Below are 21683 nucleotides of genomic sequence, written 5' to 3'. Positions count from 1 at the left end.
CCTGTCCGACGCGCGGGAACTCGCAGCCATCTCCGCAAGCGACGAACGCTACCAAGTAGAGCGAGCCGGCCCGCCGACTGGTCATGCGAAGGGGGTCGCGACTGGTCCGAGGGTGGCCTCGTCGATCGTGTTCGCAGTCTGGGGCAGGAGCTGCTTCCCGGTCGGGGAGGCACTGGGGCGCTTCCACGCGGCGCTCGCGCACAGGCGCAGGTCCAGAAACACCATCTCGATGAGCGCGGTGGTCTTGAGGGGGCGCCAGTTGCGCGCTTCCAGTCCCGCCGCGCGGCACCGGTGGTGCAGGCGCCGGTCCAGGTCGGTCGTGCTCCAGGGCCTGCCGGTCGCGTCGGTGAAGATGAGCTGGCCCGGGTTGCTCCAGACCAGACCTGCGGCCTGGGCCGCGGCCTCCTGCTCGCGGCGGTGCCGGTCCAGGGCCGCCGCGGTGCGCGGCCCGATGGGGTGGCGCTCGCGTCGAAGGCACTGTCCAGGAGACGGTGGATGTCGCCGAAGTCGAGGATGAGGGCGTTGAGGTCTATAACCTGGTCGACGACACCCACGCCCGACAGTGAAGGCCCCGGCCGGGCCGTAACGCATCCCCGTTCACTGGCTTATGAGCGCGCGGCCCGCGCGGGCGCCTCTTCGCATCGATTCCCTCCACTGGCCACTGCGCCCACCGCTAACCGCACCCCATCGTCATGGAAATGCCCAGATCCGGGCAGCAGGGCAGCCGGACGGAACGGTCGGGCGCCGAGCGGTGTCCCATCGGGAGGTGCCAGCGTTTGGTGGTGGGGGTCAGTCCCGGATACCGGTCCAGAGCCGTTTGATCCGCCCCGAGGAGCTCAGTGCCGAAACGAAGGCGAGCATGTAGGCGAGTGCGAACACGCCGCTCGCGACGAGGCCCCCGTACCCGTCGCGCATCGCCGGCCAGCTGCTGGGTCCGGTCAAGTCGAGCCGCACGAGGTTCACGACGAGATCGAAGACGACACAGATCAGCGTCCAGCCTCCGGCCACGGTCGCGACCACGGTGTAGGGAAACGCCAGCAGGAACGGCTTCCGGAGGTCGTCGGTCCGGTAGGAGGCGATCAGGCCGATGAGGATCAGGGCGATGTGCGCCGTGGCGATCCAGTCGAGTTTCAGGTTCGCGGTGACCGTATCGGCCCGGAACAGGACGAAGGGATGAAGGTCGAGAGTTGCCAGGAGCGTGTCGCGGCGGTCGGCGTCGAGGAGCGCGGCCGCGTAGCTGCCGCCGACGGAACTGACCGCCACGAATCCGACCTGAAGGGCCACGCCCAGGCTACTTGAGACGGCCGCCACGGCGACCCGCGCCAAGGGCACGGTCATCGCCTGTGCCGCAGTCCGGATGAGGAATCCGTGGGCGGCCTTGGCGCTCTTGGCGATTCGGAGCCCGTTGGTGTACCAGGATTCGAGCGCGAACAGGGTGGCGAAGACGACCAGGAACGCCAGCGGGACACCGGCGCCGGCGAGGGCGTACAGGAGCGCGTTGACGAAATCGGGAATCAGCGGTGCTGGGGTTGTGGCGGAGTCGGGCATGGGGGTCCGTCCGGCGGAGGCACAGGCGCAAGCCGCGCCCACACCTCCATTATGGGCTCTGATGCCCGTCAACATGGGCCTCGCCCGCCCTCGCACTTCCCCGACCCCCGCCCGTGCGCGGTCGGGGAGCGGCCTCCTCGACGGTCGCCTGCCGGTGCGCACGGGGCGGCACGGGTTGCGCGGCAAAGGATTGAGACGGTTGCGGCATGGAGTTGTGGGACGCGGAGATGAGCCGTTTCGAGGAGCCTCTCGAGGACGTGTCGGCTCGGGACCGCTTCCGCATCGCCGTCGACGTCCTCAGCTGGGCCATGGCCACGACCGAGCGCCCCATCGAAGACCCGGTCTTCGCCGCCTACGTCGACCGCACGCTCGCGACCCTGCGGGCCGCGCTCCAGCAGGGCCGCACCCTCGCCGAAGCCACTCCGGACGTCCTCTCCGAGCTGACCGTGCAACTCAATCGGGCCGAGGCACCTGGCACCATGGGTATCGTCCTCGCCCTGGGCCTGTGCTTCGACGAACTCGACACGGTCCTCACCCCCAGCCGGTGCCTCGAAGTCCTCGGCCTGTGCTACGAGTTCGAACTCGTGCGCATCTGCCCTGACCCGATCGTCACCCGCGCCATCGAAGAGCAGAGCCCCCGCATGCGGAAGATCCTCGACTACCAGCAGGCACTCCTGATCGGCTACACCGGCGAGGTCTAAACGGCACCAAGAACGACAAGAGCGTCGGTATCGTCGTGGCGGCTACACCAATGAGCCAGGGGTGTCGGAGACCCTATTGAGAACGCTTGGCCCTCAGGTGGCTGCTCAAAACCAATCGACGTTGGTCACTACCGGGGCCACCAAGCCAAAACTGGTCGAGTACAACCCGTTCGACCGCGAACACCAACCCCCGTGGCCGGAATGACGACCAACACGACGGTCCCGCTCACCCCGGACCACGAGTGGTAACGACGCGTCCTCGTCCTCGGGATCCTCGTGGAGCGCCTGCCACCTCTGTCACACCCACGCAGGGGCACGATCGAGCAGCTCGACGGCATCGATGCGCCTCCTATCGGAGGCGCACCAGCATCTTGCCGGTATTCTCGCCGCGGAGCATGCCGAGGAATGCAGTCACGGTGTTCTCGAAACCGTGCACGATCGTCTCCTCGCTGACGATCTCCCCGTGCTGAATCAGGGGCACGAGCTGCGATTCCATCTCTTCGCGGGCGTCCAGGTGGTGTCGCACCATGAACCCTTGGAGACGGAGGCTCTTGCCCATTACCTCGTCGATGTTCCGCACCTGGCCCGGTTGGCCATTGTAGCCGGAGATCCCTCCACACCAGGCGATGCGGCCGAACTCGCGCAGGTTCGCGATCGCGCCTTCGAGGTGGTCGCCGCCGACGTTGTCCAGGTAGACGTCGATACCCTCGGGTGCGGCCTTCGCAAGCTGGTCACCGACCGGGCCATCGTGATAGTCGAAGGCGTCGTCGAAGCCGAGGTCGTCGACGAGGTGGCGAACCTTCGCGGGCGAACCGGCGCTGCCGATGACGCGCCCGGCACCGAGCAGCCGCGCGATCTGGCCGGCTGCGGTGCCGACGCCGCCTGCAGCCGCCGAGATGTACACGGTCTCACCGGGGCGCAGGTTCGCGATCCGGGTGAGGCCGACGTACGCGGTCAGTCCGGTGCCGTCGCCGAGGAGGGCGAGGTGCGCGCTGAGCGGCACGCCCTCGTGTTGGCACACCGGCTGGACGTCCTCGGGGCGGACCAGCGCGTGGGTGCGCCAAGCGTTGCGGTGCTTGACGATGTCGCCGACCGCCAGCCGGTCGTTGGCGGAAGCGACCACGCGGCCGAGCGATCGACCTTCCAAGGGCGTGTGCAGGTTCCAGCCCTCGTCCATGAGTTGGCGCATGTACGGGTCGACGGACAGGTACAGGTTCTCGACCAGGGCGGCGCCCGGTTCGAGCTCGGGCAACGGCGCATCGGCGAAGGCGAAGTCGTCGGCCGAGGGGAAGCCCTCGGGCCGATTGACGAGGTGGAGGTACGTCATGCGATCGGTCATGACCCATTCCTACCTGCGTTTCGAGCAGGTATCGAGCGGTCAGCGTGGATGGAACCGCCGTTTCCATGAACGGCGTTCATGGAAAGGGTGCCGGCGTCCCGCGGTTGCCGCGATGGCGCGAGTGGGGCTAGGTTCACTCAGTGAGCGACCTTTCCCCCAACGAACTGCGCGTGCTGGTCGCCGTGGCCCGGGAGCAGAGTTTCACCCGTGCGGGGGCGAGCCTGGGCATGACCCAGTCAGCCGTTTCACATGCGGTGCGAAGCAGCGAGCGGAAACTCGGGGCCGTGCTGTTCGAACGCGGACGGCAAGGCGCCCGCGTCACCGAGGCAGGAATACGAGCAAGCAGGCAGGCCCGGCACATACTCCGCCTCCTCGACTCGATGGGGGCCGAGACCCGTGGCGCCACCGAGCGGACCGTCACCGGGACTGTCAGGATCGCCGCGTTCCGCTCCGCGGCGGCCGGGTTGCTGCCTGAGGTCCTCGACCGGCTCACCGCCCGGCATCCCGGGCTCCATCCGCAGGTGAACATCGTCCGCGACGTCGGTCGCGGCAGCGCCGGCGAGGTACTCGACGCCAACGCGGACCTGGGGATCACGACCGTCCCGCCGACCTCGACTGTTCCGAACGGCCTGATCTTCAACCGGCTCTACGAGGAGCGGTACCTGCTCGCCGCACCCGCCGGAGCGGTCGACCCGCGTCGGCTGCCACTGCTCGACTGGTCCGAGAACTGCTCGAGTTACACCCGCCAGTGGTGGACAGAGCAAGACTGGCTTCCCGAGCGCCGCATCATGGTCGAGGACGACAGCGTCGTCCTGTCCATGGTGGCGGCGGGTATCGGCATGGCCGTGATGCCGCACCTGGCGCTCGCCACGCCGCCAGAAGGCGTGAGCGTCACCGATCTGGGTTCGACCGCACCGACCCGGCACCTGGGCTACGTCACCACCCCCGCTCTCGCCCAGACACTGCCTGTCCAAGCCCTCATCCGCGAGCTCCGCGCCGCCCACGCACGCTGACCCGGCCGAGAGGACGCACCGGGCGGCCGTTCGCGCACCAGGCGTTGCGGACCCACAAGTGCCGGGCCGGAGCACTGTCGAGATGATCAGCGCCAGCCAAGGGGACGATTCCAACACTTTCCAATCGAGGCTGTGCACAGGCGGACAAGGCGGGTTCGCTTGCAGGATCGGGCTTGTGTTCGCCCGATGCCTCGCCCGCACCCGCGGCTCGGCCGCGCGTGCGAAGCCGACACCGAAAGGCGCACCCATGCCAACCCCACAAGGACCTCGAGGACGACTCATCCGCCGCATGTTCACCGCGGCCGCCGCAGCGACACTCCTCCTGGTCGCCGCGCTCAGCCAACAGGCCGCCGCCGCCCCCATCGGATCTCCCGTACAGTCCCAGATCGATGCCGCCCTGGCCGCCTCCCCCGGCGGGACGCAGATCAACGAGAACCAGATCTCCTGGGAGGACGGCGCGGTCATCTTGACCATCCCGCTCCCCGGCGAGCGGTACGCGCTCGGGCCCGGCGAGGAAGTGGGGGCATCAGGCACCCATGACTGCGACTACACCTTCACCTGCCTGTACGAGCATGAGCAGTTCGAGGGCCGGCGCCTCGACTTCTCAAAGTGTGGGGTCATCTACGACCTGGGCAACTGGAACTTCAACGACATGGCGTCCTCGTACCACAACAACCAGTCCGGCGGCGCGCGCACGACCGTCTACAACTGGGAGGGCAGCTGGGTGCGAATCTGGATCACCAGCGCTGCACCCACATGGAGCTCCAACGTGGGCGAAGACAAGAACGACATCGCCGACGGCATCAAACCCTGCTGAAACAGACTCGACTCGCGCCCCTGAACAACATTGTCCAGGGGCGCGCCGTACTTTGCGGCGCCTACGAGCGCCCTCAGTCCCCGACGCTGCCGTCGATCATCTCGCGCAGGATGTCCGCGTGGCCCGCGTGCCGGGCGGTCTCCAGGATCACGTGCAGGTACACCCACCGCAACGTCAGCCCCCGCGGTGCGTAGTCGAGGCTGTGCTGGGCGGCGATCTCGCGGGAGCGGTCGCACTCCGCCTGGTAGGCGCCGATGACGTCGTCAAGCGTCTCGTTGGGCTCCAGCCGCAGGTCGGCCTCCGGGTCTGCGTCGGTCCACGGCGGCGTGGGCAGCTCCGCGGCGGGGATCTGCCCGATCTGCTCAGCGAACCCGCCCAGTTCCACCCACCGCAGGTGTTTGATCAGTCCGCCGAGATTGGTGCCGGTCGGCACCGGGCTGCGCCGGGCGTCCTCCTCCGACACCCCGCGGGCCTTGCGCACGACGGCGTCGCGCAGATAATCCAAGAACGTCTCGAACTGCTCGCGCTCGCTGGCGGCGACCACACTGCCGAGGATCTCACCGGGTCGAGTCATCGCCCGAACGTAGCACGCGGGCCGACCCTCGCACCGGGGCTATTTGGGCTCTTCACAGTCACAGTTGAGGGCCGACGCTCTGGAGGTCTCGTGGAACACCGCCAACGACGCAGCCCTGGCCGAGGGACCGGCTCACGCAAGCGGCGACGCCCGCCGAGCGGGAAGCCGTCGCGAAGGAGCTCGGGCTGACCCATGAGGACTGGCGGCGTCTGGTCACCGCCGACCACCTCGTCCTCGACACCCTCCCCGATCCGCAAGCACCAGGCGACCTGGCGGGTCGGTAACTGCGGCTCCGGCTTGCCTCGCCCCGCAATCGCTCGGTACCGGCCTCACCCTGGGAGGGCGAGGCCGGTACTCCTGCGGCCGCTCGCCTACTTCCGCACCACGAAGGTCGTCACGCTCTCGGGCGGGAGCGACGCGGTGAAGCCGTTGCCCCGGCCCGGGACGGCAGGTTGCTCCTCGATGGAGCGCGTCGCGTCGGTGAGCCACCGCCGCGCGCTGCGGACCGCGCAGCCCTTCACCGCGAACGACTGTTCCACCGCCGCGGTCGTCGTGTTCACGGCGATGACGACGAGGCCGCCGTCGTCGTCGGCGTACGCAGAGGTGAGGACCCCGGCCTGCGGCTCCTTCTGGGCTTCGACGCGGTGGTGACCGGGTCGCACGAACTTCGAGAAGTGCGCGAGCATGCAGCCCCGCTTGCTGATCGTGCCGTCTTCGAGGAGCGGCCCGTAGAAGCGGCGGATGTACCACCAGACGTACGCCTGGAACTCGGCGTCGACCATCGCGTGGTGCACGTGCTCGGCGACCTTGAGAGCCTCGGGCCAGAGGTTCGCCGAGCTGGAGCTGTTGGGGTGGTAGACCTCGGTCATCCACAGTTCCTTGTCCGCGCCGTTGTCCTCGAAGAGCGGGTAGGGGAAGTCGGCGACGGCGGTGCCGTAGAGGTGCGCGCCGAGGATGTCGAGGTTCGCGAGCGCCTCGGGGTCTTCGAGGATCGGGTCCGAGACGCGCTTGACGTACTGGAAGGACTCCGGTGCGATGATGCGGCAGTCGATCCGCCCGGCGAACTCGCGGAGGAAGCGGTTCATCTCCTCGGTGGTCCACCAGGTCCACTCGTGCGCGTAGTCCGGCTCGTTCTGAACGGAGATGCCGTACAGCTCGACGCCGTTGTCGCGCATGTGGTGCACGAAGGCGTTCAGGTAGTCGGCGTACGCGCCGTAGGCGTCGTGGCGCAGGCGGCGGGCCTCCCCTGGCGGGGTGTAGGCCGCGGCCATGAGGTAGTCGAGGTCCGGTCCCCCCTCGCCGGTCGTGACGACCTGCACCGGCCACTGGCCGGGCGTCATCTGGGCCTGGATCGACTTCCAGACCCAGGTGCCCTCATCGGTGCGGGGGAACAGCACTCCTTCGGCGACCAGGGCTCCTGCGACGTGGATGTCGACATGCACGTCTCCTGCGGGTGCCGAGTACCTGAACGCGAGGTTCTTGGTACCCGCCGATCCGATGACGACGTTCTCGAACTGGACGCTCGCGTCGGTAGCGCCGTCGAACCGCACATACCCTTCGCCTTGGTAGCCGGGGGTGTCGGTCGCCGTGTGCGCGTTGACGAGCGTGGCGTTCTCGGCCTCGTACTGGCTGCCGTGGGGCACCTCGTCGCGCACGAACGTCTCGGCGAGGTCGTCCGGCGGGTTCCACGGCGAGGCGAAGACGAGTGCTCCCTTGGCGGCGGCGGCCTGGGCGGTGGCGAGGTCGGCGGACCAGTCGGCGGTGTCCTCGGGCACGGGGATGCGCAGGATCGTGAAGCCGAGGTCGTCGGCGCCGTTGTCGAAGACGGTGTCGCATTGGGACGGCGTCAGTTCGCCGATCCAGCCCGCGTGCGTCATGCCGCCGAACCCGCGGATGAGCTGTCGGTGGCGTTTGGGCTCGACGAGGACCGATCGCGGCTGGGAGGCCGGGCCCGCTTGGGCGGGTACTCCGGCCAGCCCGAGCGTCAGCGGCACAGCCGCGGCGCCGCTCGCCAAGAGGGCTCGCCGGTTGATGGGGGATTCGGATGGCGACTTTGCCATGGGATTCTCGCTTTCGGTAGGGGTCCCTGCGCGGAGGTCGCGGACAGGGTCAGTCGGGAACCGTGAACCGGGCCCGGGAGTCGTCGAATACGGGGCGGGCCATGAGGGCGAACAGGCCGACGAAGGCCCATAGCAGGAGCAGGAAAAGGACCTCCGAAGCGGCCACGACGACGAAGGCCGCGACGACGGTCAGCGCGACCACCCCCAAGGTGAAGGACCACCGCGGGAGCAGCCCGGCGAGCGCGATGCGGGCGGCGTCGCGGGTGCGGAACCGGAATCCGGCCGTGAGGACGACCATGTGGCCGCTCCAGGCGACCAGGAGTCCGGCGAGCATCAGCGTGGCCGGTCGCATCGCCGCTCCGCCGTCGACCGCGTCGAGGTGGACGAGGTTGAAGGTGAGCAGCGGCAGCAGCGCCAGGACGAACAGCGGCAGATTCGAGGGGTCGCGGTCGAGCAGAAGGATCGCGACGACGGTGGGACTCGCCGCGAGCAAGAGCTGCGCTTCGAGCACGAGCATCCGGTAGACGAGGGCGGCGCCGCGCGCAAGGGGGCCGCGGCCGATCTCGTCTGCGGAAACCCCGTGGTCCGGACCGTGACGAACGCTCATGGTCATGCTCCTTCAGCTCGGGACGATGAGCCGGCAGCGCGAACGCGACCGGTCCACCGCGTCCGACTCACTCCGATTCGCTTCGCGCGCGTTCAAGCGCCGTGTTGATCGTCTCGAGCAGCTGGCTCGATCCGAGTCCTTCGACTTCGGTCACGTACGCGTCCCAGTCGTCCTCGATGGACCGCTGGCCCGTGATGAAACCTGCGGTCGCGGCTTGGACGGCATCGGTGAGCTGGGTCTGGAGCAGCGAGGTCTGCTCAAGTTCGATCTCGTCCAGCAGGGGCGCGGGCGCGGTCGGGATCTGCTCCTTGCCGTCGAGCTGCCGCTGGGTCCAGTCGGCGATCTCGTCGGTCATCATCGAGAAGACCAGGTCCTTCGAGGAGCCGTTCGCGAGGCAGAAGACCCCGTTGCTGTAGCCGTAGTCGGCGTTCAGGAGCTTCGGTGCGCCCACGTTGATCGAGCTCCACGCGATGTCCTCGTCGAGCACGCGGGTGCCGTCGGCGTCGCGGGTGAAGGTCTCGCCTTCGACGCCCCACTGGGCGAACTCCATGCCCTCGTCGGAGTAGTAGAGCCAGTCGACGAACTGGAGGAGCGCCTTGAAGTAAGGCTGTTCGGCCGCCTTGCTGCTGATGAGCAGGCCGGAGGTGAAGCGTCCGCTCGGGAGTTTCGAACCGGCGGGTCCGCCGGGGATCGAGATCAACCTGATGGGGACCTCGCCCGCGCCGGCGTCGGCGAACTTGGTCCGGTACTCCGCGAGCGCCTGGGTGTTCCCCGAGATCGTCGCCGAGCGGCCCGAGATGAACTTCTGGATGGCCTGGTCGTCGCTCTGCGTGACCTCGGGGTCGAGCAGCCCGGCGGCCACGAGCCCGGCGGCGTAGGTGACGACTTCCTTGTACTCCTCGGTGGCACCGGTGAACACGTACTCGCCGGCGTCCTCGTCGTAGAAGGTGTTGGCGTAGCCCCATCCGGCGATCGTGTCGTAGTTCGTGGCCATCACGCTCAGGAGCGAGCCGAGGGTGATCGAGTCGGTCCAGCGGTCGGACATCGCGTAGTCGATCTCGGGGTTCGCGTCCTTCACCTTCTGGAGCTGCTCCTGGAACTCCTCCCAGGTGGCGGGGTCTTCGGTGACGCCGGCCCGCTCCCAGAGGTCCTCGCGGATCACGACCGAGTACTGCACGTCGGGCGCTTCCCGGACGCCGGGGAGGTGGTAGATCCGGCCGTCGGCCTGGCGCTTGTTCTGGAGGTCGGCTTCGAGCCCCCAGTCGGCGATCTTCTGCTGGAAGTTCGGCATGTAGTGGAAGTAGTTCGAGACCGGCAGGATCGCTCCGCCGGAGATGAACTGCGTTTCGGTGCCTCCGTAGGTGACCGAGATGATGTCGGTCGCCTCGCCGCTGCCGATGAGGAGGGATTTCTTCTGGTCGAAGTCGGCCATCGGGATGTCGGTGCGCGAGAAGGTGACGTTGTGGTCCTCGTCGAGCCGGTGGAACACCGACCAGTCGTCCTGAACGGGGTAGTTCGTGTGATCGCGGTACATCAGCGAGAAGGTCACCGGCTCGGTCGCCTTGAAGGTGGTGCCGACGCCGAAGTCGTCCATGGCGCCGACGGAGTGGGCGTCGTCGATGGTGACGTCGCCGGCCGTGTCGTCGCTCGGGCCGTCGGAGCAGCCGGAGAGGGCGACATCGCACGCGGCGATGCCGGCGAGTGCGCCGAGGGCTCTGCGGGTGATGGGCATTGCTTGTCTCCTGTTCGGGAACGTCGTTGTTCGACGAGGATGGGAAATGAGAGGTGCGGGCGTTCAGCCCTTGACCGACCCGAGCATGACGCCCGAGACGAAGTAGCGCTGGATGAACGGGTAGAGGCAGATGATCGGCAGGACGGTGAGGAGCATCGTCACCGCCTGGATGTTGGAGGCGACCTGCGCGGCCTCGCCGCCGTCGGTGAGCTCGGGCGTCCCGGTCGCCGCGGCGATGAGGTTGCGCAGGTACACGGTCACTGGGAACAGCGACTTGTCGTCCATGAACAGGAACGCGCTGAACCACGAGTTCCAGAGCCCGACCGCGTAGAACAGCGTCATGGTGGCGAGCACTGCTTTGGAAAGCGGCAGGACGACGCGGAAGAAGACGCCGTAGGTCGTCAACCCGTCGATCGCCGCCGCCTCTTCGAGCTCGGTCGGGAAGTTCTCGAAGAACGACTTCATCACCAGCAGGTTGAAGACGCTCAACGCGCCGGGCACGACGATTGCCAGGATGCTGTTGCGCCACCCGAGGTAGGAGGCGATGAGGATGTAGTTGGGGATGAGGCCGCCGCCGAAGAACATCGTGAACACGGCGATGCCGACGAAGAACGTGCGGCCCTTCAGGTGCGGTTTGCTCAGCGCGTAGGCGTAGGTCGTGGTGATCGCCATGGCGATGACGGTGCCCACGGCGGTGTACAGGAAGGTGTTCGCGTAGTTGGTCCAGAACATCTCGTCGGCGAAGACGACCTGGAAGGTCGCGAAGTTGAACCCGCGCGGGATGAGGTTCACCTCGCCTGCTGCGATGTACCCCTCTGAGGAGAACGCCTTCGCGACGAGGTTCACGAACGGGTACAGCGTCACAGCGCACACCAGGAGCAGCGCGACCACGTTGACGATCCGAAAGACGCGGTAGCCGAGCGACTCGCGGATGACGCCGGTCTCGCGGCGGACATGGGCGAGGTCTCGCTTCGGGGACAGATTGTCGGTCACCATAGCGAGGTTCCAACCATTCGACGGGACAAGGTGTTCGCGGACAGCACGAGCACGAGGCCGATGACGGCCTCGAAGAGCCCGATCGCCGTGCCGTAGGAGAACTGGGCGGACTGGATGCCGACGCGGTAGAGGTACGTCGCGATGACGTCGCCCGTCGAGTAGATGAGCGGGTTCTGCAGCAGCAGCACCTTCTCGAAGCCCACGGCCATGAACGAGCCGATGTTCAGGATCAGGAGCACCATCATCATCGGGCGGATGCCGGGCAGCGTGATGTGCCAGGTCTGCTTCCAGCGGCTGGCGCCGTCGACGCGCGCCGCCTCGTAGAGCTGGTCGTCGATCGTGGTGAGCGCGGCTAGGTAGAGGATGGTCCCCCACCCGACGGTCTGCCAGACCTCCGAGGACACGTAGATCGCGCGGAACCACTCGGGGCGCTGCATGAACGGCACCGGGTCGGCGCCGAATACCCCGGCGATCTGGTTGACCGTGCCGTTGAGCGCGGTCAGTTGCAGTACGAGACCGGCGACGATCACGATCGACATGAAGTGCGGCAGGTACGAGATGGTCTGCACGATCCGCTTGAAGCGGCGCGAGCGCAGCTCGTTGAGCATGAGCGCCAAGATGATCGGGAGCGGGAAGGTGACCAGGAGCGTGAGGGCGCCGAGGATCACCGTGTTCCAGAAGACGTTCCAGAACTGCTGGTTCGTGATGAACGCTTCGAAGTAGTAGAAGCCCACCCATTCGTCGCCGAAGATCGACCCGCCGGGGCGGAACCGCCTGAACGCGATGATGTTCCCGAGCATCGGAATGTACTTGAACACCAGCAGGAACACGAGCGGCACGATCAGGAACGTGTACAGCCGCCAGTCGCGGGCGATCGCACGGCGCCACGACAAGGTCGCGCGATGCACCGGTCGCTGCCCCAGGGGGCGCTGGCGCACGCGTGCGGCCGCGCGCGTCCGAGTGTCGTCTTCTGGGGGGAACTGTGTGTCGGTTGGTTGCGTCATTGAGAACTCCACACCGTTGTGGTCATTTGCCCCCGCCCCGTTACGGGGCGAGGACGGTGGCGTCGCCCTGCGCGCGCAGGCTGAGCTCGGCGGCCTTGAGCGCGTGTTCCTGGGTCATCGCGGTCTCGGTGCGGTCGATGCAGTCGCGGATGAGCTGCCCGAAGTAGGGGAACCCGGTCATGCCGTTGGCATTGAACCGGTACTGGCCCTCCTGGTTCACCAAGAAGACCTGGCCGCCGCCGTTGTCGGTGCCGATGTCGGTGTACTTGCGCAGCTCGATGTACCCGTCGGTGCCCAGCAGGAGGGTGCGCCCGTCGCCGAAGACGCCGAGGCCGTCGGGGGTGAACCAGTCGACGCGCACGTACCCGGTCGCGCCGTTGTCGAGCACCACATGGGCGTCGCCGAAGTCCTGGAGGCCGGGCGTCTCCGGGTGGGTGTAGTTCGCCACGGTCGCCGTCGACACGCGCCCGTCGGCCGCGCCGGTGTAGTAGAGCATCTGCTCGAAGTTGTGGCTGCCGATGTCGCAGAGGATGCCGCCGTACTGCGCGGGGTCGTAGAACCAGTCCGGCCGCCCGCCGCCGATGCGGTGCGGGCCGAAGCACACGACCTGCACGACCCGGCCGATCGCTCCGCGCTCGATGAGCTGCCCGGCGAGGATCGCGGCCTCGTTGTGGATGCGCTCGCCGTAGTAGACCGCGTACTTGCGGCCGGTGCGCGCGGTCGCCTCGCGGACGGCCTTGAGCTGCTCCAACGTGGTCATCGGCGCCTTGTCGGCGAACGCGTCCTTGCCGGCCTCGATGGCGCGCAGGCCGATCGGGGCCCGCTCGGAGGGGATCGCCGCCGTCGCGACGAGGCGCACGTCGGGGTCGTCGAGCACCTCCTGCTCTGACGACGCGACACGCGCGGTCGGGTAGCGCTCCGCGAACGCGGCGGCCTTCTCCGGGTCGCTGTCGTAGACCATCGTCACGGTCGCGCCCGCGCCGATGAGGCCCTCGGTCATGCCGAAGATGTGGCCGTGGTCGAGGCCGACGGCCGCGAACGCGAACTCGCCGGGCCCGACGACGGGCTGCGGGAGGGGGTCGAAGGTGTACGGGTGGGTCATTGGAACTGCTCCTTAATCGTTGACGTCGTAGGTGCGCAGGCGGCCGCACATGCCGAAGGCACGTTCGCCTTCGGAGGGGATCGCCTGGTGGACTTGGGCTTCGCCGAGGTGGGCGAGGTCGCCTCGGGCGACAGCCCTGGTCAAGGCCAGTGATCGCTCGGCCTGCGCGAGCGGTTTTTCACGCACGAGCGGTCCCCAGTACTCGGCGCGGGCGAGGACGAGCGCGCCGGCCGCGGCGTGGAAGTCCTCAAGCGGTCCTGGGTCGCCTTCGATGACCGCGTCGCGCAGCGCCTCGAATCCGGTCACTGCGAGATCCCGGCGCCTCGCTACGCGCGCACTTCGGTTGTACGAGTCGCCGATCGAGGCCGCTTCGTCGTAGGCGGCGGGATCGGCGAGGGTCTCGGAGGGGAACGTCATGACCGCGTCGCCGGCCTCGGGCAGGCCGGCATTGCTCATCAGCACGACGACTTTGAGACCACCGCGGTTCACGGCGCGGTGGATCGTGCCGGGCGTGAACCACACGACCGATCCCGCACGGAGTTCGGTCTCGTGGAAGCCCGCGCTGTCGATCGCCTGGAGCGCTCCTCGGCCCTCGACGACGATGTACGCCTCCGTCGAGACCAGGTGCATGTGGGGGCTGCCGCCGCACACGCCGTCAGGCGCCGCGTCCTCGTACACGTCCAAGTGCGACAGCGACGTCCCGCCGGGGAAGGTGAAGGTCATGACGCCGCCTCGGCGAGCGAGCGCTGCTTCTCGTGGTAGCGCGGGGCGCGCTCCACGAGCCGGCCGGACCGGTAGTAGGGGTCGTCGGCCTGGAGCGGCAGGGCCACGAACGCCCGCTCGATGCCCGCCTTGTAGATCGCGGTGACGACCTCGATCGCCGCCCGGCCGTCCCGCCCGTCCGCGATCGGCCTGCGCCCCTCGCGGATCGCGGCAAGGAGGTCGCCGATCTGGCCCGCGTGCCCGGTGTGGCGCAGCGGCTCGCGGCCCGCGGCCACCGCCTCGATCGCCGCGACCAGCTCGGGATCGCCGCCCCGGTCGGGGAAGCCGACCGCGTTGGTCCGCTCCGCGATCACCTTCCACGGCTGGGACACCCGGGCCTTCTCGCCCTGCACGACGATCTCCTGCTCCTCGCCGTGGTGCACGACCGAGCTCGTCAGCTGCGCGAGCCCCTGCTCGAACCGGAGCACCGCCACCGAGAGGTCCTCGACCTCGCTGTTGCCGTGCTGCGCGTTCGCGAGCATCGCGGTGATCTCGGTGGGGCGTCCCAGCATCCACAGCAGCAGGTCGATGTGGTGGATGGCGTGGTTGAGCGTGCAGCCGCCGCCCTCCTTCTCCCACGTGCCGCGCCACCACAGGTCGTAGTACGGCAGGCCGCGCCACCAGGCCGAGTCCACCCGCACGTGCGAGACGGAGCCGAGGAGCCCCGAGTCGAGGACGTCCTTGAGTGTGGCGAGGTCGTCGCGGAAGCGGTTCTGCGCCACCACCGAGAGCAGCTTCCCCGAGCGCTCCTGCGCGGCGAGCATCGCGTCGCACTCCTCAAGCGACGGCGCCATCGGCTTCTCCACCAGGACGTTCACGCCCGCGTCGAGCGCGGCCACTGTCAGCGCCGCGTGCGTGGACGGCGGCGTCGCGATGCTCACGAGGTCGAGGCGCGCCTCGGCGATCATCTCCAGCGGGTCGTCGTACCCCGTCGCGTCCGCCAGGCCGAACTCCGCGGCCTTCTCGGCCGCCTTGCCCGGCACCGCGTCGGCGAGCGCGACGATCGCGCACTCCTCCGGGAATTCGCGGTACCCGCCGACGTGCGCCCCCGCGATCCCGCCGGTGCCGATGATTCCAACCCTGAGCATGCTTCCCCACGACTTTCTACTACGTATTACTAGAACGTAGTAGGTAGTATGAGCACACGACACTCGCCAGGTCAAGATCTTCGAGCGGGCTTCTCACGATGGAGGATGCAAGGTATGGGGAAACGACCGACCAGCCACGACGTCGCACGGCTCGCGGGGGTCTCGCAGTCAACCGTCTCACTGGTGTTCACCGGGCGCAGCGGCATCTCGGCCGCGACCCGGGAGCGGGTCCTCCAGGCCGCCGCCGAGATCAACTACCGCCCCAACCTCGCCGCCCGCTCGATGCGCACGCGCCGGACGGGCCGGTTGGCGGTCGTCATCCCCCTCGCCGGGTTGAATTTCGTGCCCATCCTCGAAGGAGCGTTCACCACCGCCCGCGAAGCCGGTTATGCGGTCGAGGTCTTCAGCCTCCCGCAGGAGAACGAGAAGCATGCGCATGAGATCAACGCGCTCCTCGATTCGGACGAGTACGAGGGCGTGCTCTCCTTCTCCTCGGCACCGGTGCCACGGGATTCGGCCGACGGATCGGCCACCCCGTTTCTCGCGCTCTCCGAGTTCGACGCGGAGATGCACGCGACGGGCGCGTTCAGCGACGCGCAGCCGGTGGTGGAGATGATGGAACACCTCGTCGAGCTCGGGCACCGGCGGTTCCTGCACATCGCGGGCCCGTCCGACTACCCCTCAGCCGTCGCGCGCCGCGACGCCTACCTCGCGACCGTCGACCGGCTGGGGCTGGAGTCCCTCGGCGTGGTGGGCGGCCTGTGGAGCGGCATTACCGCCAAAGAGTGCGTGCTCGCGCTGCCAGACGGTGCTCCCCCGCTGGCGATCATCGCCGCGAACGACGTCATTGCGGCGGGCGCGGTGCGCGGATCAGTCCAGCGCGGATGGTCGGTTCCCGGAGACGTGAGCGTGACAGGCTGGGACGATGCCGTTCTGAGCGCTCACTTCATTCCCTCCCTCACGACCGTGTTCCAGGACCGTCACCGACTCGGCGCCTACTCGATGCGCCGACTCGTCGCCGCCGTGCGAGGCGAAGAGGCGCCCGAGCGCGAGACCAACTTGCAGCAAGTCATATGGCGCGAATCGGTCGCCCCGCCCTTGGTGCGCTGAGTCGCCTCCTCGGTCTGTCCCGAGGTGGTGGGTCGCCGCGCGGGATCATGCATCGAAGCTCTTGGGCTCGATGCGGCGTTATTGGCCGGGCGTTCGGGCCTGTTCTGGTGTGGAGTTGTGTGTGGTGATGGCGCGGAGGATGAGGGTGCGCCAGCGGTGTCTGGCCTCGGGGGTCTGGTCGGCGGGGAGGGCCGAGAACATGAGATAGAAGTCGGCGACGGTGATGTCGGGTTCGAGGTCGCCGTCGGCTTTGGCGGTCTCGATGAGCGCGGCGAGGGCGGTGCCGGCGCGGTCCTCGGCCTCGGGGTCGTGGCGGTCGGCGCCGAGCGCGGCGGCGGCGGCTTTCGCGGCCTGGTTGTTGACCGTGGCGTCGAGGGCGCGGTCGAGGAACGCGGTGATCTCCTCGACCGCGCGTGCGCCCTCCTCGACCCGGGCGCACGCGGCCTCGGCGTCGGCGGCGATCTGGGCGACGTACTCGACGAGGATCCCGGCGACCAGTTCGGCCTTGCCCGGGAAGTGGCGGTACAGCGTGCCGACGGCGACGTTCGCGGCCGCGGCGATCTCGTCCATGCCGACGTCGGGCCCGTGGAGGGCGATCTGCTCGCGCGCGGCGGCGAGGATCCTCTTGCGGTTGCGGACCGCGTCGGCCCGGTTGGAGGGAGTATGAGCCATGGCATACCTGCGTTCGGCGATTCGACTTGCAGAAAAGTGAACGCCGGTTCATTATAAATGAGAACCGTCGTTCATCTTACGTGAGGATAGCATCATGAACACCAAGACCGCCCTGGTCACCGGGGCCTCCTCAGGCATCGGCGAGGCCACAGCCCTGAAACTCGCTGAGCTGGGATACACCGTCTACGGGGCCGCCCGCCGCACCGACCGCCTCCAGGATCTCGCCGACCGCGGCGTGCGCCCCCTCGCCATGGACGTCACCGACGACGCGTCCCTCCAAGCGGGCGTCAAGCCCCTGGTCGAGGAGACCGGACGGATCGACGTCCTGGTCAACAATGCCGGGTACGGCTCCTACGGCGCAATCGAGGACGTGCCCGAAGAGGAGGCCCGCCGCCAGTTCGACGTCAACGTCTTCGGGGCCATGCGCCTGGCCCAACTCGCCCTGCCGCACATGCGATCTCAGCGCAGCGGCACGATCGTGAACATCACCTCCATGGGCGGGAAGATCCACACCCCGCTCGGCGGCTGGTACCACGGCACCAAGTTCGCGCTCGAAGCCCTCAGCGACTGCCTGCGCCTGGAGGTGCGGCCCTTCGGCATCGACGTCGTCGTCATCGAACCGGGCGGCATCAAGACCGAATGGGGCGCCATCGCCGCCGGCCGGCTCCGCCAGACCTCCGGCACCGGCCCCTACGCCGCCCAGGCCGCCGCCGTGGCCGACTCGCTCTCCTCAGAGGCCAACGCCCGCCGCAACTCGCCGCCGAGCATCATCGCCGACGCCATCGCCAAAGCCGTCACCGCCCGCAAACCCAAGACCCGCTACGCCACCGGCTTCGGCGCCAAACCCCTCATCGCCGTCCGCAAGATCCTCACCGACCGCGCCTTCGACGCCCTCATCAAACGCGCCACCGGCATCCACAACTAACCACCAACCAGGCTCAAAAGGAGTGCGCCAGCGAAGCCCTGCTTGATGCTTCTTGTTGCAACACAATGAGTCACGAACAGCAAGGCTTCGCTTGTCTAGTCCCTCTGAACCCGGCGCGGAAGCGGAACCCGGGGCGCTACGGGTCTTCCGGGCCGCCTTCTACCGGTGCCTGAGCGCGCTCGGACGCGCTGTTCGAGCTGGCCGACGCTGTGCTGCGCTGCTCTGGGCCGGTGGTCTCGCTGCCAGGCCCGTCGCTGTCCGAGGTGTTCGCTCGCGGGCACGACGCGCTCTACGACGCTCTGGCCGCGGGCTGGATCGACACCGACCGCATCCGTGCGCCCGGACGCGAACTGCTCCCCTTGGCGCTTGTACTGCCAGGTCACCGGTCACGGCCGCGGCCAGGACCAGATGGCGCCCGGGTGGGCCCACTCCTTCGCCGCCGCCCTCGAACCCGGCGCGTCCTCGTGGACCCAGATCCTGGATGCGACCCGGATCGGCCAGGACCGGCCAGGACCGGCCAGGACCGGCCAGGACCGGCCAGGATCGGCCAGGATCGGCCAGGATGACGATCCTGCTGAGACCACGACGGCCCAACTGCGCGCCATGGTCGAGCGCCTGATCACGGCCGGGCAGCACCCGCCCGGCGACACCCCGGTCGCGGTCATGACCGACTCGAACCACGACCTGCCGCGCTCACCAGCTCGCGTCGGTGGGCGTCAGCTCGATCCGGCCGGGGTTGCGCCGCTGGGATGCGCCCTCCCGTCGGCTGGCCCCGACTATCTGGCGCGAGCGAGCGTGCACCAGGACGGCGCGGTCACCCTCACTGCAGCACTAGGCGGTCACCGAATACCTTCCGATTCCGTCACCCTCCCCGACGGCACGTTCGGGTCGTGGCGCTTCGAAACGCTGATTGCGGACCTGCTCGGTCTGCTTCAAGCAGTCGGCACTCGGACCGGATCGCTTGAGCACGAGGTCCGGGCGGGACAGGCGAGGTTGGTCCCGGTCGGGACCAGGTGACGACTCGCGCCGGATCGGTTCGGGCATGCGCAGTCGTCACCGGACCGGTCACCAAGGTCGCACCGATCGGCATACTCGTCTGCATCGAAGACCGCCCCCCGACGGCCTCCAGGGTCTGGTTCCGGACATCGCCTGCGACGTCGTACGGCGACGTATCGTCCTAGAGCTCCAGCCCACATGGCCGCAATAACCCAGCTCCTGTACGCCCGGGCTCGAGGGATCTGGCGCGGGCACCATCCTCCCCAGCACGTTCGCAGCGGAGTTCCGGATCTGCAGGTCTCGGCGAACCAGGACATGGTGCGCAGTTACAAGGCAAGAACATCAGGTAATCGACTACTGCACACCAGCAGACGTGGGAGGCCGATTACCAGCCCCTGAACAGCAAGTTTGGGCAGCCGATTACCGACTGCCCAAACTTGAATCATATTCATATATCTAACTACGTTGTCGGGCCGACAGGACTTGAACCTGCGACCCCTTGACCCCCAGCCCATTCGAACGCTTGTACCAGCAGCAATACGTCGAACGATCGTCCAACCCGGCACCGCCTGAACAGGCAGTATGTCAACCAGTCCCGGCGTGTTCATGGTCAGAATCATGGTCATTGGATCCATTATGGATTCATTGACCATGACCGCGGAGCGGCTGTGATGCTGCGTACCTTGGGTTGAGCCGACGCCGTCGAGACACCTCAATTCCGCGACGTTGTCTCCTACCCGCCGCACTGGCGCGTCGCAGCTGGTCCGCGGGCAGGCATCTCGTCGCAAAGAAGCCGAGGCGAAAACAGCCTCCATCTAGCAGTCCTAGCCAGCCTCGAGATCAAGGCAGTGGACAAGAACGCCAGTGCCGGATCGATCCGCATGGTGACGGAATGCCCTGCCCCAAGAGCCGGAGCCAGTGCCCGCGAACGCACTTGATTCGCCACTCAAGAGTCCTCTGGTTACCATCCGGTAACTCGCCGTGCACCATCTCGTTACCCGCAGGAGCGGGAGTCTGCTGGATGCACGCTTCTGACAGATCCCGGCAAATCTACATGCGCTGCATGCGTTCTTCGATGTCATGGTCAGTAAGGAACTCCGTCCGCACTTCGAGTTGGTGTGCCCCGTCCGATGGCAACCGCGCTCGAGAACCTCGGCGACGGCACCGGCGAAGACGATGATGTTCAGGGAAGGGCCCTGTCCCGAAAGGACCGAGGGCGAAGTCCATCGCTCGATCGTCTGGTGTGCACGGCCGACGCGTGACACGAGGGACGGCGGGGTTGCCCTGCCAGTCCTCGTGTCCTGGATCCTGGTCGGACCTGGTTCCGGCGCGCCTAGACTAGGCTCAGCGTTGACGGGCCTGGTCCATGCGGCGCACGACCGCTTCCATACGGCGGCGGAGTTGCCGGACTGCCAGCGCGAGTGTGGGCGTCGACGTGGCAACGAGCGGGATGCCGGCGCCGGGCCCGGCGGTTCTCGCAGTTTCAATGGCCGCCGCGGCAAGGAGAACCGTCAGCGGCGTCCATGTGCGCCAGTCCGAGCGCAGCGCCCAGCACAGGAGCTTGACGAGGTGCGCGAGCGCTTGTGCTCCTCTGATCTTGGCGGCGGCGATCACCAGGCCGGCGGAGTAGCGCACGTTCCCGGGGTCGGTGAACTGGTCGGCTTGCCATTCGGCAGCGCGTTCGCGGCCGGCAATGACGATGGCCAGCGCGGCGATCTGGTGTGCTGCGGTCCGTCGCAGGAAGGCGGGGTCCGTCCAGTTGGCGAGGATCTTGTCGAGGTCGATCTCGTCGTCCGGGCTTCGGTACAGGTACCACACGATGTCACCGCGAAAGCCAAATCGGTCGCCGATCTTGGTGGGCGTGACGTAGAAGGAGATTGCAAAGTGCCTGTCAGGATCGAAATGCTGGCGTTTAAGGAGCCGGCGTCCGTCAAGGTCGCGCCAGATGATCACGATCCTCCAGAGGAAGATCCCTGGGAGCGCGGCAGCTTCGATCGTCATCGCGGCTGCCACGAGGTCGAACTCGGGGAGCACTACGCCTCCATGCGGGGACGGAGGGCAAATCGAGCCGTTTGCCGATGCGCCTTCGCCGCCTTGGCTTCGGCATACGCCAGTCGGCCAGTGCCGGTCACCGTGTATGTGCGTCGGGCGGGGCGGTCATCAGGTTTCGGGTGCTCCCAGGTGCCGGCGACCCATCCAGCGGTCTCGAGGCGTTCAAGAATCGGGTAGACGGTGCCGGGGCCGAGTCCTGTGATCTCGCAGAGGCGGTATCCCCATGGAGGGTCGCCGGGGTCGGCGTCGAGAAGCGCGTCGAGAACGAGGCGGGTGGTAGTGGTCAGTCGGATGCGGCTGGGTGCCACTGGCGCGGGCTCCTTACGGTCTGGGCGCGAAGGGCCTGAACGACCCCTATATCGAGAACGATATTGTGTCGGACAGCCGCCCGCTCCCCGGGTCCTAGATGTTGGCCTTGTGCGCCCGGTTTGGACGGAGCGATCTCAACCGCGTCATCGAAGCGGCGCTCCGATCAGTCAGCGCTGCCGAACCCGATGAGGACAATTGATGCGACGTGGTCGGCGATCGCCTTCACCGAACGCAACTGGGGATGAGCGTCCGGTCGGTGTCCGCCATCTTGACGCG

21 protein-coding genes are annotated in these 21683 nt (G+C 67.8%); 6 read left to right on the top strand and 15 right to left on the bottom strand.

Annotated elements, in window-relative coordinates; all coding sequences use genetic code 11:
• Positions 1–81 precede the first annotated feature (81 nt).
• Positions 82–225 carry a hypothetical protein gene (locus tag ACFFXY_RS10305; protein ID WP_382349332.1) on the bottom strand — a complete coding sequence of 48 codons (144 nt, stop codon included), beginning with the start codon at positions 223–225 and terminating at the stop codon, positions 82–84.
• Between the two features lie 564 nt (positions 226–789).
• Positions 790–1548 (bottom strand): hypothetical protein, encoded by a 759-nt coding sequence (locus tag ACFFXY_RS10300; RefSeq protein ID WP_382349329.1) that lies wholly within the window; start codon positions 1546–1548, stop codon positions 790–792.
• Between the two features lie 257 nt (positions 1549–1805).
• Between ACFFXY_RS10300 and ACFFXY_RS10295 the strand changes: the two genes are divergently transcribed.
• Positions 1806–2249, top strand: a complete 444-nt coding sequence (locus tag ACFFXY_RS10295) for a hypothetical protein (RefSeq protein WP_382349327.1) — start codon at positions 1806–1808, stop codon at positions 2247–2249.
• 349 nt (positions 2250–2598) lie between these two features.
• Here the strand turns inward: ACFFXY_RS10295 and ACFFXY_RS10290 are convergent, their stop codons facing one another.
• Positions 2599–3588, bottom strand: a complete 990-nt coding sequence (locus tag ACFFXY_RS10290; RefSeq protein ID WP_382349324.1) for an NADP-dependent oxidoreductase — start codon at positions 3586–3588, stop codon at positions 2599–2601.
• Positions 3589–3728: 140 nt separating this feature from the next.
• Here ACFFXY_RS10290 and ACFFXY_RS10285 point away from each other — a divergent pair, with 140 nt between their 5' ends.
• On the top strand, positions 3729–4601 hold the full coding sequence (locus tag ACFFXY_RS10285) for a LysR family transcriptional regulator (RefSeq protein WP_382349322.1): 873 nt from the start codon (positions 3729–3731) through the stop codon (positions 4599–4601).
• Positions 4602–4848: 247 nt separating this feature from the next.
• The gene (locus ACFFXY_RS10280) at positions 4849–5418 is read left to right on the top strand and encodes a peptidase inhibitor family I36 protein (RefSeq protein ID WP_382349319.1); all 570 of its coding nucleotides are present in this window, start codon (positions 4849–4851) and stop codon (positions 5416–5418) included.
• A 73-nt stretch (positions 5419–5491) separates the two neighbouring features.
• Here ACFFXY_RS10280 and ACFFXY_RS10275 read toward each other — a convergent pair whose 3' ends face one another.
• The 9 genes from ACFFXY_RS10275 to ACFFXY_RS10235 form a co-directional block, all read right to left on the bottom strand.
• Entirely contained in the window at positions 5492–5992 is a 501-nt protein-coding gene (locus ACFFXY_RS10275; protein ID WP_382349316.1) for a DinB family protein, read from the bottom strand.
• Positions 5993–6363: 371 nt separating this feature from the next.
• Positions 6364–8052, bottom strand: coding sequence for a CBM35 domain-containing protein (locus ACFFXY_RS10270; protein ID WP_382349313.1), 1689 nt, complete (start codon positions 8050–8052; stop codon positions 6364–6366).
• Between the two features lie 49 nt (positions 8053–8101).
• Positions 8102–8659, bottom strand: coding sequence for a hypothetical protein (locus ACFFXY_RS10265; protein WP_382349310.1), 558 nt, complete (start codon positions 8657–8659; stop codon positions 8102–8104).
• Positions 8660–8726: 67 nt separating this feature from the next.
• Positions 8727–10391, bottom strand: a complete 1665-nt coding sequence (locus ACFFXY_RS10260) for an ABC transporter substrate-binding protein (protein ID WP_382349307.1) — start codon at positions 10389–10391, stop codon at positions 8727–8729.
• A 63-nt stretch (positions 10392–10454) separates the two neighbouring features.
• Positions 10455–11387, bottom strand: coding sequence for a carbohydrate ABC transporter permease (locus ACFFXY_RS10255; protein ID WP_382349305.1), 933 nt, complete (start codon positions 11385–11387; stop codon positions 10455–10457).
• Positions 11381–12391, bottom strand: coding sequence for an ABC transporter permease (locus tag ACFFXY_RS10250; RefSeq protein WP_382349302.1), 1011 nt, complete (start codon positions 12389–12391; stop codon positions 11381–11383). The genes ACFFXY_RS10255 and ACFFXY_RS10250 overlap by 7 nt, the downstream gene beginning before the upstream one ends.
• Before the next feature lie 40 nt (positions 12392–12431).
• Positions 12432–13493, bottom strand: coding sequence for a Gfo/Idh/MocA family protein (locus ACFFXY_RS10245; protein WP_382349299.1), 1062 nt, complete (start codon positions 13491–13493; stop codon positions 12432–12434).
• 12 nt (positions 13494–13505) lie between these two features.
• On the bottom strand, positions 13506–14216 hold the full coding sequence (locus ACFFXY_RS10240) for a cupin domain-containing protein (protein WP_382349296.1): 711 nt from the start codon (positions 14214–14216) through the stop codon (positions 13506–13508).
• Positions 14213–15343 (bottom strand): Gfo/Idh/MocA family protein, encoded by a 1131-nt coding sequence (locus ACFFXY_RS10235; protein ID WP_382349293.1) that lies wholly within the window; start codon positions 15341–15343, stop codon positions 14213–14215. The genes ACFFXY_RS10240 and ACFFXY_RS10235 overlap by 4 nt, the downstream gene beginning before the upstream one ends.
• A gap of 114 nt (positions 15344–15457) precedes the next feature.
• Between ACFFXY_RS10235 and ACFFXY_RS10230 the strand changes: the two genes are divergently transcribed.
• The gene (locus tag ACFFXY_RS10230) at positions 15458–16453 is read left to right on the top strand and encodes a LacI family DNA-binding transcriptional regulator (protein WP_382349290.1); all 996 of its coding nucleotides are present in this window, start codon (positions 15458–15460) and stop codon (positions 16451–16453) included.
• A gap of 78 nt (positions 16454–16531) precedes the next feature.
• Here the strand turns inward: ACFFXY_RS10230 and ACFFXY_RS10225 are convergent, their stop codons facing one another.
• Positions 16532–17125, bottom strand: coding sequence for a TetR/AcrR family transcriptional regulator (locus ACFFXY_RS10225; protein WP_382349287.1), 594 nt, complete (start codon positions 17123–17125; stop codon positions 16532–16534).
• Positions 17126–17219: 94 nt separating this feature from the next.
• Here ACFFXY_RS10225 and ACFFXY_RS10220 point away from each other — a divergent pair, with 94 nt between their 5' ends.
• Both ACFFXY_RS10220 and ACFFXY_RS10215 read left to right on the top strand, forming a co-directional pair.
• Positions 17220–18050, top strand: coding sequence for an oxidoreductase (locus ACFFXY_RS10220; protein ID WP_382349284.1), 831 nt, complete (start codon positions 17220–17222; stop codon positions 18048–18050).
• Positions 18051–18416: 366 nt separating this feature from the next.
• Positions 18417–19067, top strand: coding sequence for a transposase (locus tag ACFFXY_RS10215; protein ID WP_382349281.1), 651 nt, complete (start codon positions 18417–18419; stop codon positions 19065–19067).
• Between the two features lie 1323 nt (positions 19068–20390).
• On the opposite strand, the gene ACFFXY_RS10210 is transcribed toward ACFFXY_RS10215, so the two are convergent.
• Together ACFFXY_RS10210 and ACFFXY_RS10205 are read right to left on the bottom strand one after the other, a co-directional pair.
• On the bottom strand, positions 20391–21080 hold the full coding sequence (locus tag ACFFXY_RS10210) for a hypothetical protein (RefSeq protein WP_382349278.1): 690 nt from the start codon (positions 21078–21080) through the stop codon (positions 20391–20393).
• The gene (locus tag ACFFXY_RS10205) at positions 21080–21406 is read right to left on the bottom strand and encodes a PadR family transcriptional regulator (protein ID WP_382349275.1); all 327 of its coding nucleotides are present in this window, start codon (positions 21404–21406) and stop codon (positions 21080–21082) included. Before ACFFXY_RS10205 ends, ACFFXY_RS10210 begins: the two co-directional genes overlap by 1 nt.
• Positions 21407–21683: the final 277 nt, after the last annotated feature.

The sequence above is a fragment of the Glycomyces mayteni genome, from assembly GCF_042428885.1.
In the GTDB taxonomy this organism is placed as follows: Bacteria; Actinomycetota; Actinomycetes; order Mycobacteriales; family Micromonosporaceae; genus Glycomyces; species Glycomyces mayteni.
This window is presented reverse-complemented; position numbering and strand designations above follow the sequence as displayed.

Excerpts from the sequence above, each read along its gene's own strand:
- ACFFXY_RS10305 (WP_382349332.1), bottom strand. The coding sequence starts at position 225 with ATGGTGTTTCTGGACCTGCGCCTGTGCGCGAGCGCCGCGTGGAAGCGC.
- ACFFXY_RS10300 (WP_382349329.1), bottom strand. The coding sequence starts at position 1,548 with ATGCCCGACTCCGCCACAACCCCAGCACCGCTGATTCCCGATTTCGTC.
- ACFFXY_RS10290 (WP_382349324.1), bottom strand. The coding sequence starts at position 3,588 with ATGACCGATCGCATGACGTACCTCCACCTCGTCAATCGGCCCGAGGGC.
- ACFFXY_RS10280 (WP_382349319.1), top strand. The coding sequence starts at position 4,849 with ATGCCAACCCCACAAGGACCTCGAGGACGACTCATCCGCCGCATGTTC.
- ACFFXY_RS10275 (WP_382349316.1), bottom strand. The coding sequence starts at position 5,992 with ATGACTCGACCCGGTGAGATCCTCGGCAGTGTGGTCGCCGCCAGCGAG.
- ACFFXY_RS10270 (WP_382349313.1), bottom strand. The coding sequence starts at position 8,052 with ATGGCAAAGTCGCCATCCGAATCCCCCATCAACCGGCGAGCCCTCTTG.
- ACFFXY_RS10265 (WP_382349310.1), bottom strand. The coding sequence starts at position 8,659 with ATGAGCGTTCGTCACGGTCCGGACCACGGGGTTTCCGCAGACGAGATC.
- ACFFXY_RS10260 (WP_382349307.1), bottom strand. The coding sequence starts at position 10,391 with ATGCCCATCACCCGCAGAGCCCTCGGCGCACTCGCCGGCATCGCCGCG.
- ACFFXY_RS10255 (WP_382349305.1), bottom strand. The coding sequence starts at position 11,387 with ATGGTGACCGACAATCTGTCCCCGAAGCGAGACCTCGCCCATGTCCGC.
- ACFFXY_RS10250 (WP_382349302.1), bottom strand. The coding sequence starts at position 12,391 with ATGACGCAACCAACCGACACACAGTTCCCCCCAGAAGACGACACTCGG.
- ACFFXY_RS10245 (WP_382349299.1), bottom strand. The coding sequence starts at position 13,493 with ATGACCCACCCGTACACCTTCGACCCCCTCCCGCAGCCCGTCGTCGGG.
- ACFFXY_RS10240 (WP_382349296.1), bottom strand. The coding sequence starts at position 14,216 with ATGACCTTCACCTTCCCCGGCGGGACGTCGCTGTCGCACTTGGACGTG.
- ACFFXY_RS10235 (WP_382349293.1), bottom strand. The coding sequence starts at position 15,343 with ATGCTCAGGGTTGGAATCATCGGCACCGGCGGGATCGCGGGGGCGCAC.
- ACFFXY_RS10230 (WP_382349290.1), top strand. The coding sequence starts at position 15,458 with ATGGGGAAACGACCGACCAGCCACGACGTCGCACGGCTCGCGGGGGTC.
- ACFFXY_RS10225 (WP_382349287.1), bottom strand. The coding sequence starts at position 17,125 with ATGGCTCATACTCCCTCCAACCGGGCCGACGCGGTCCGCAACCGCAAG.
- ACFFXY_RS10220 (WP_382349284.1), top strand. The coding sequence starts at position 17,220 with ATGAACACCAAGACCGCCCTGGTCACCGGGGCCTCCTCAGGCATCGGC.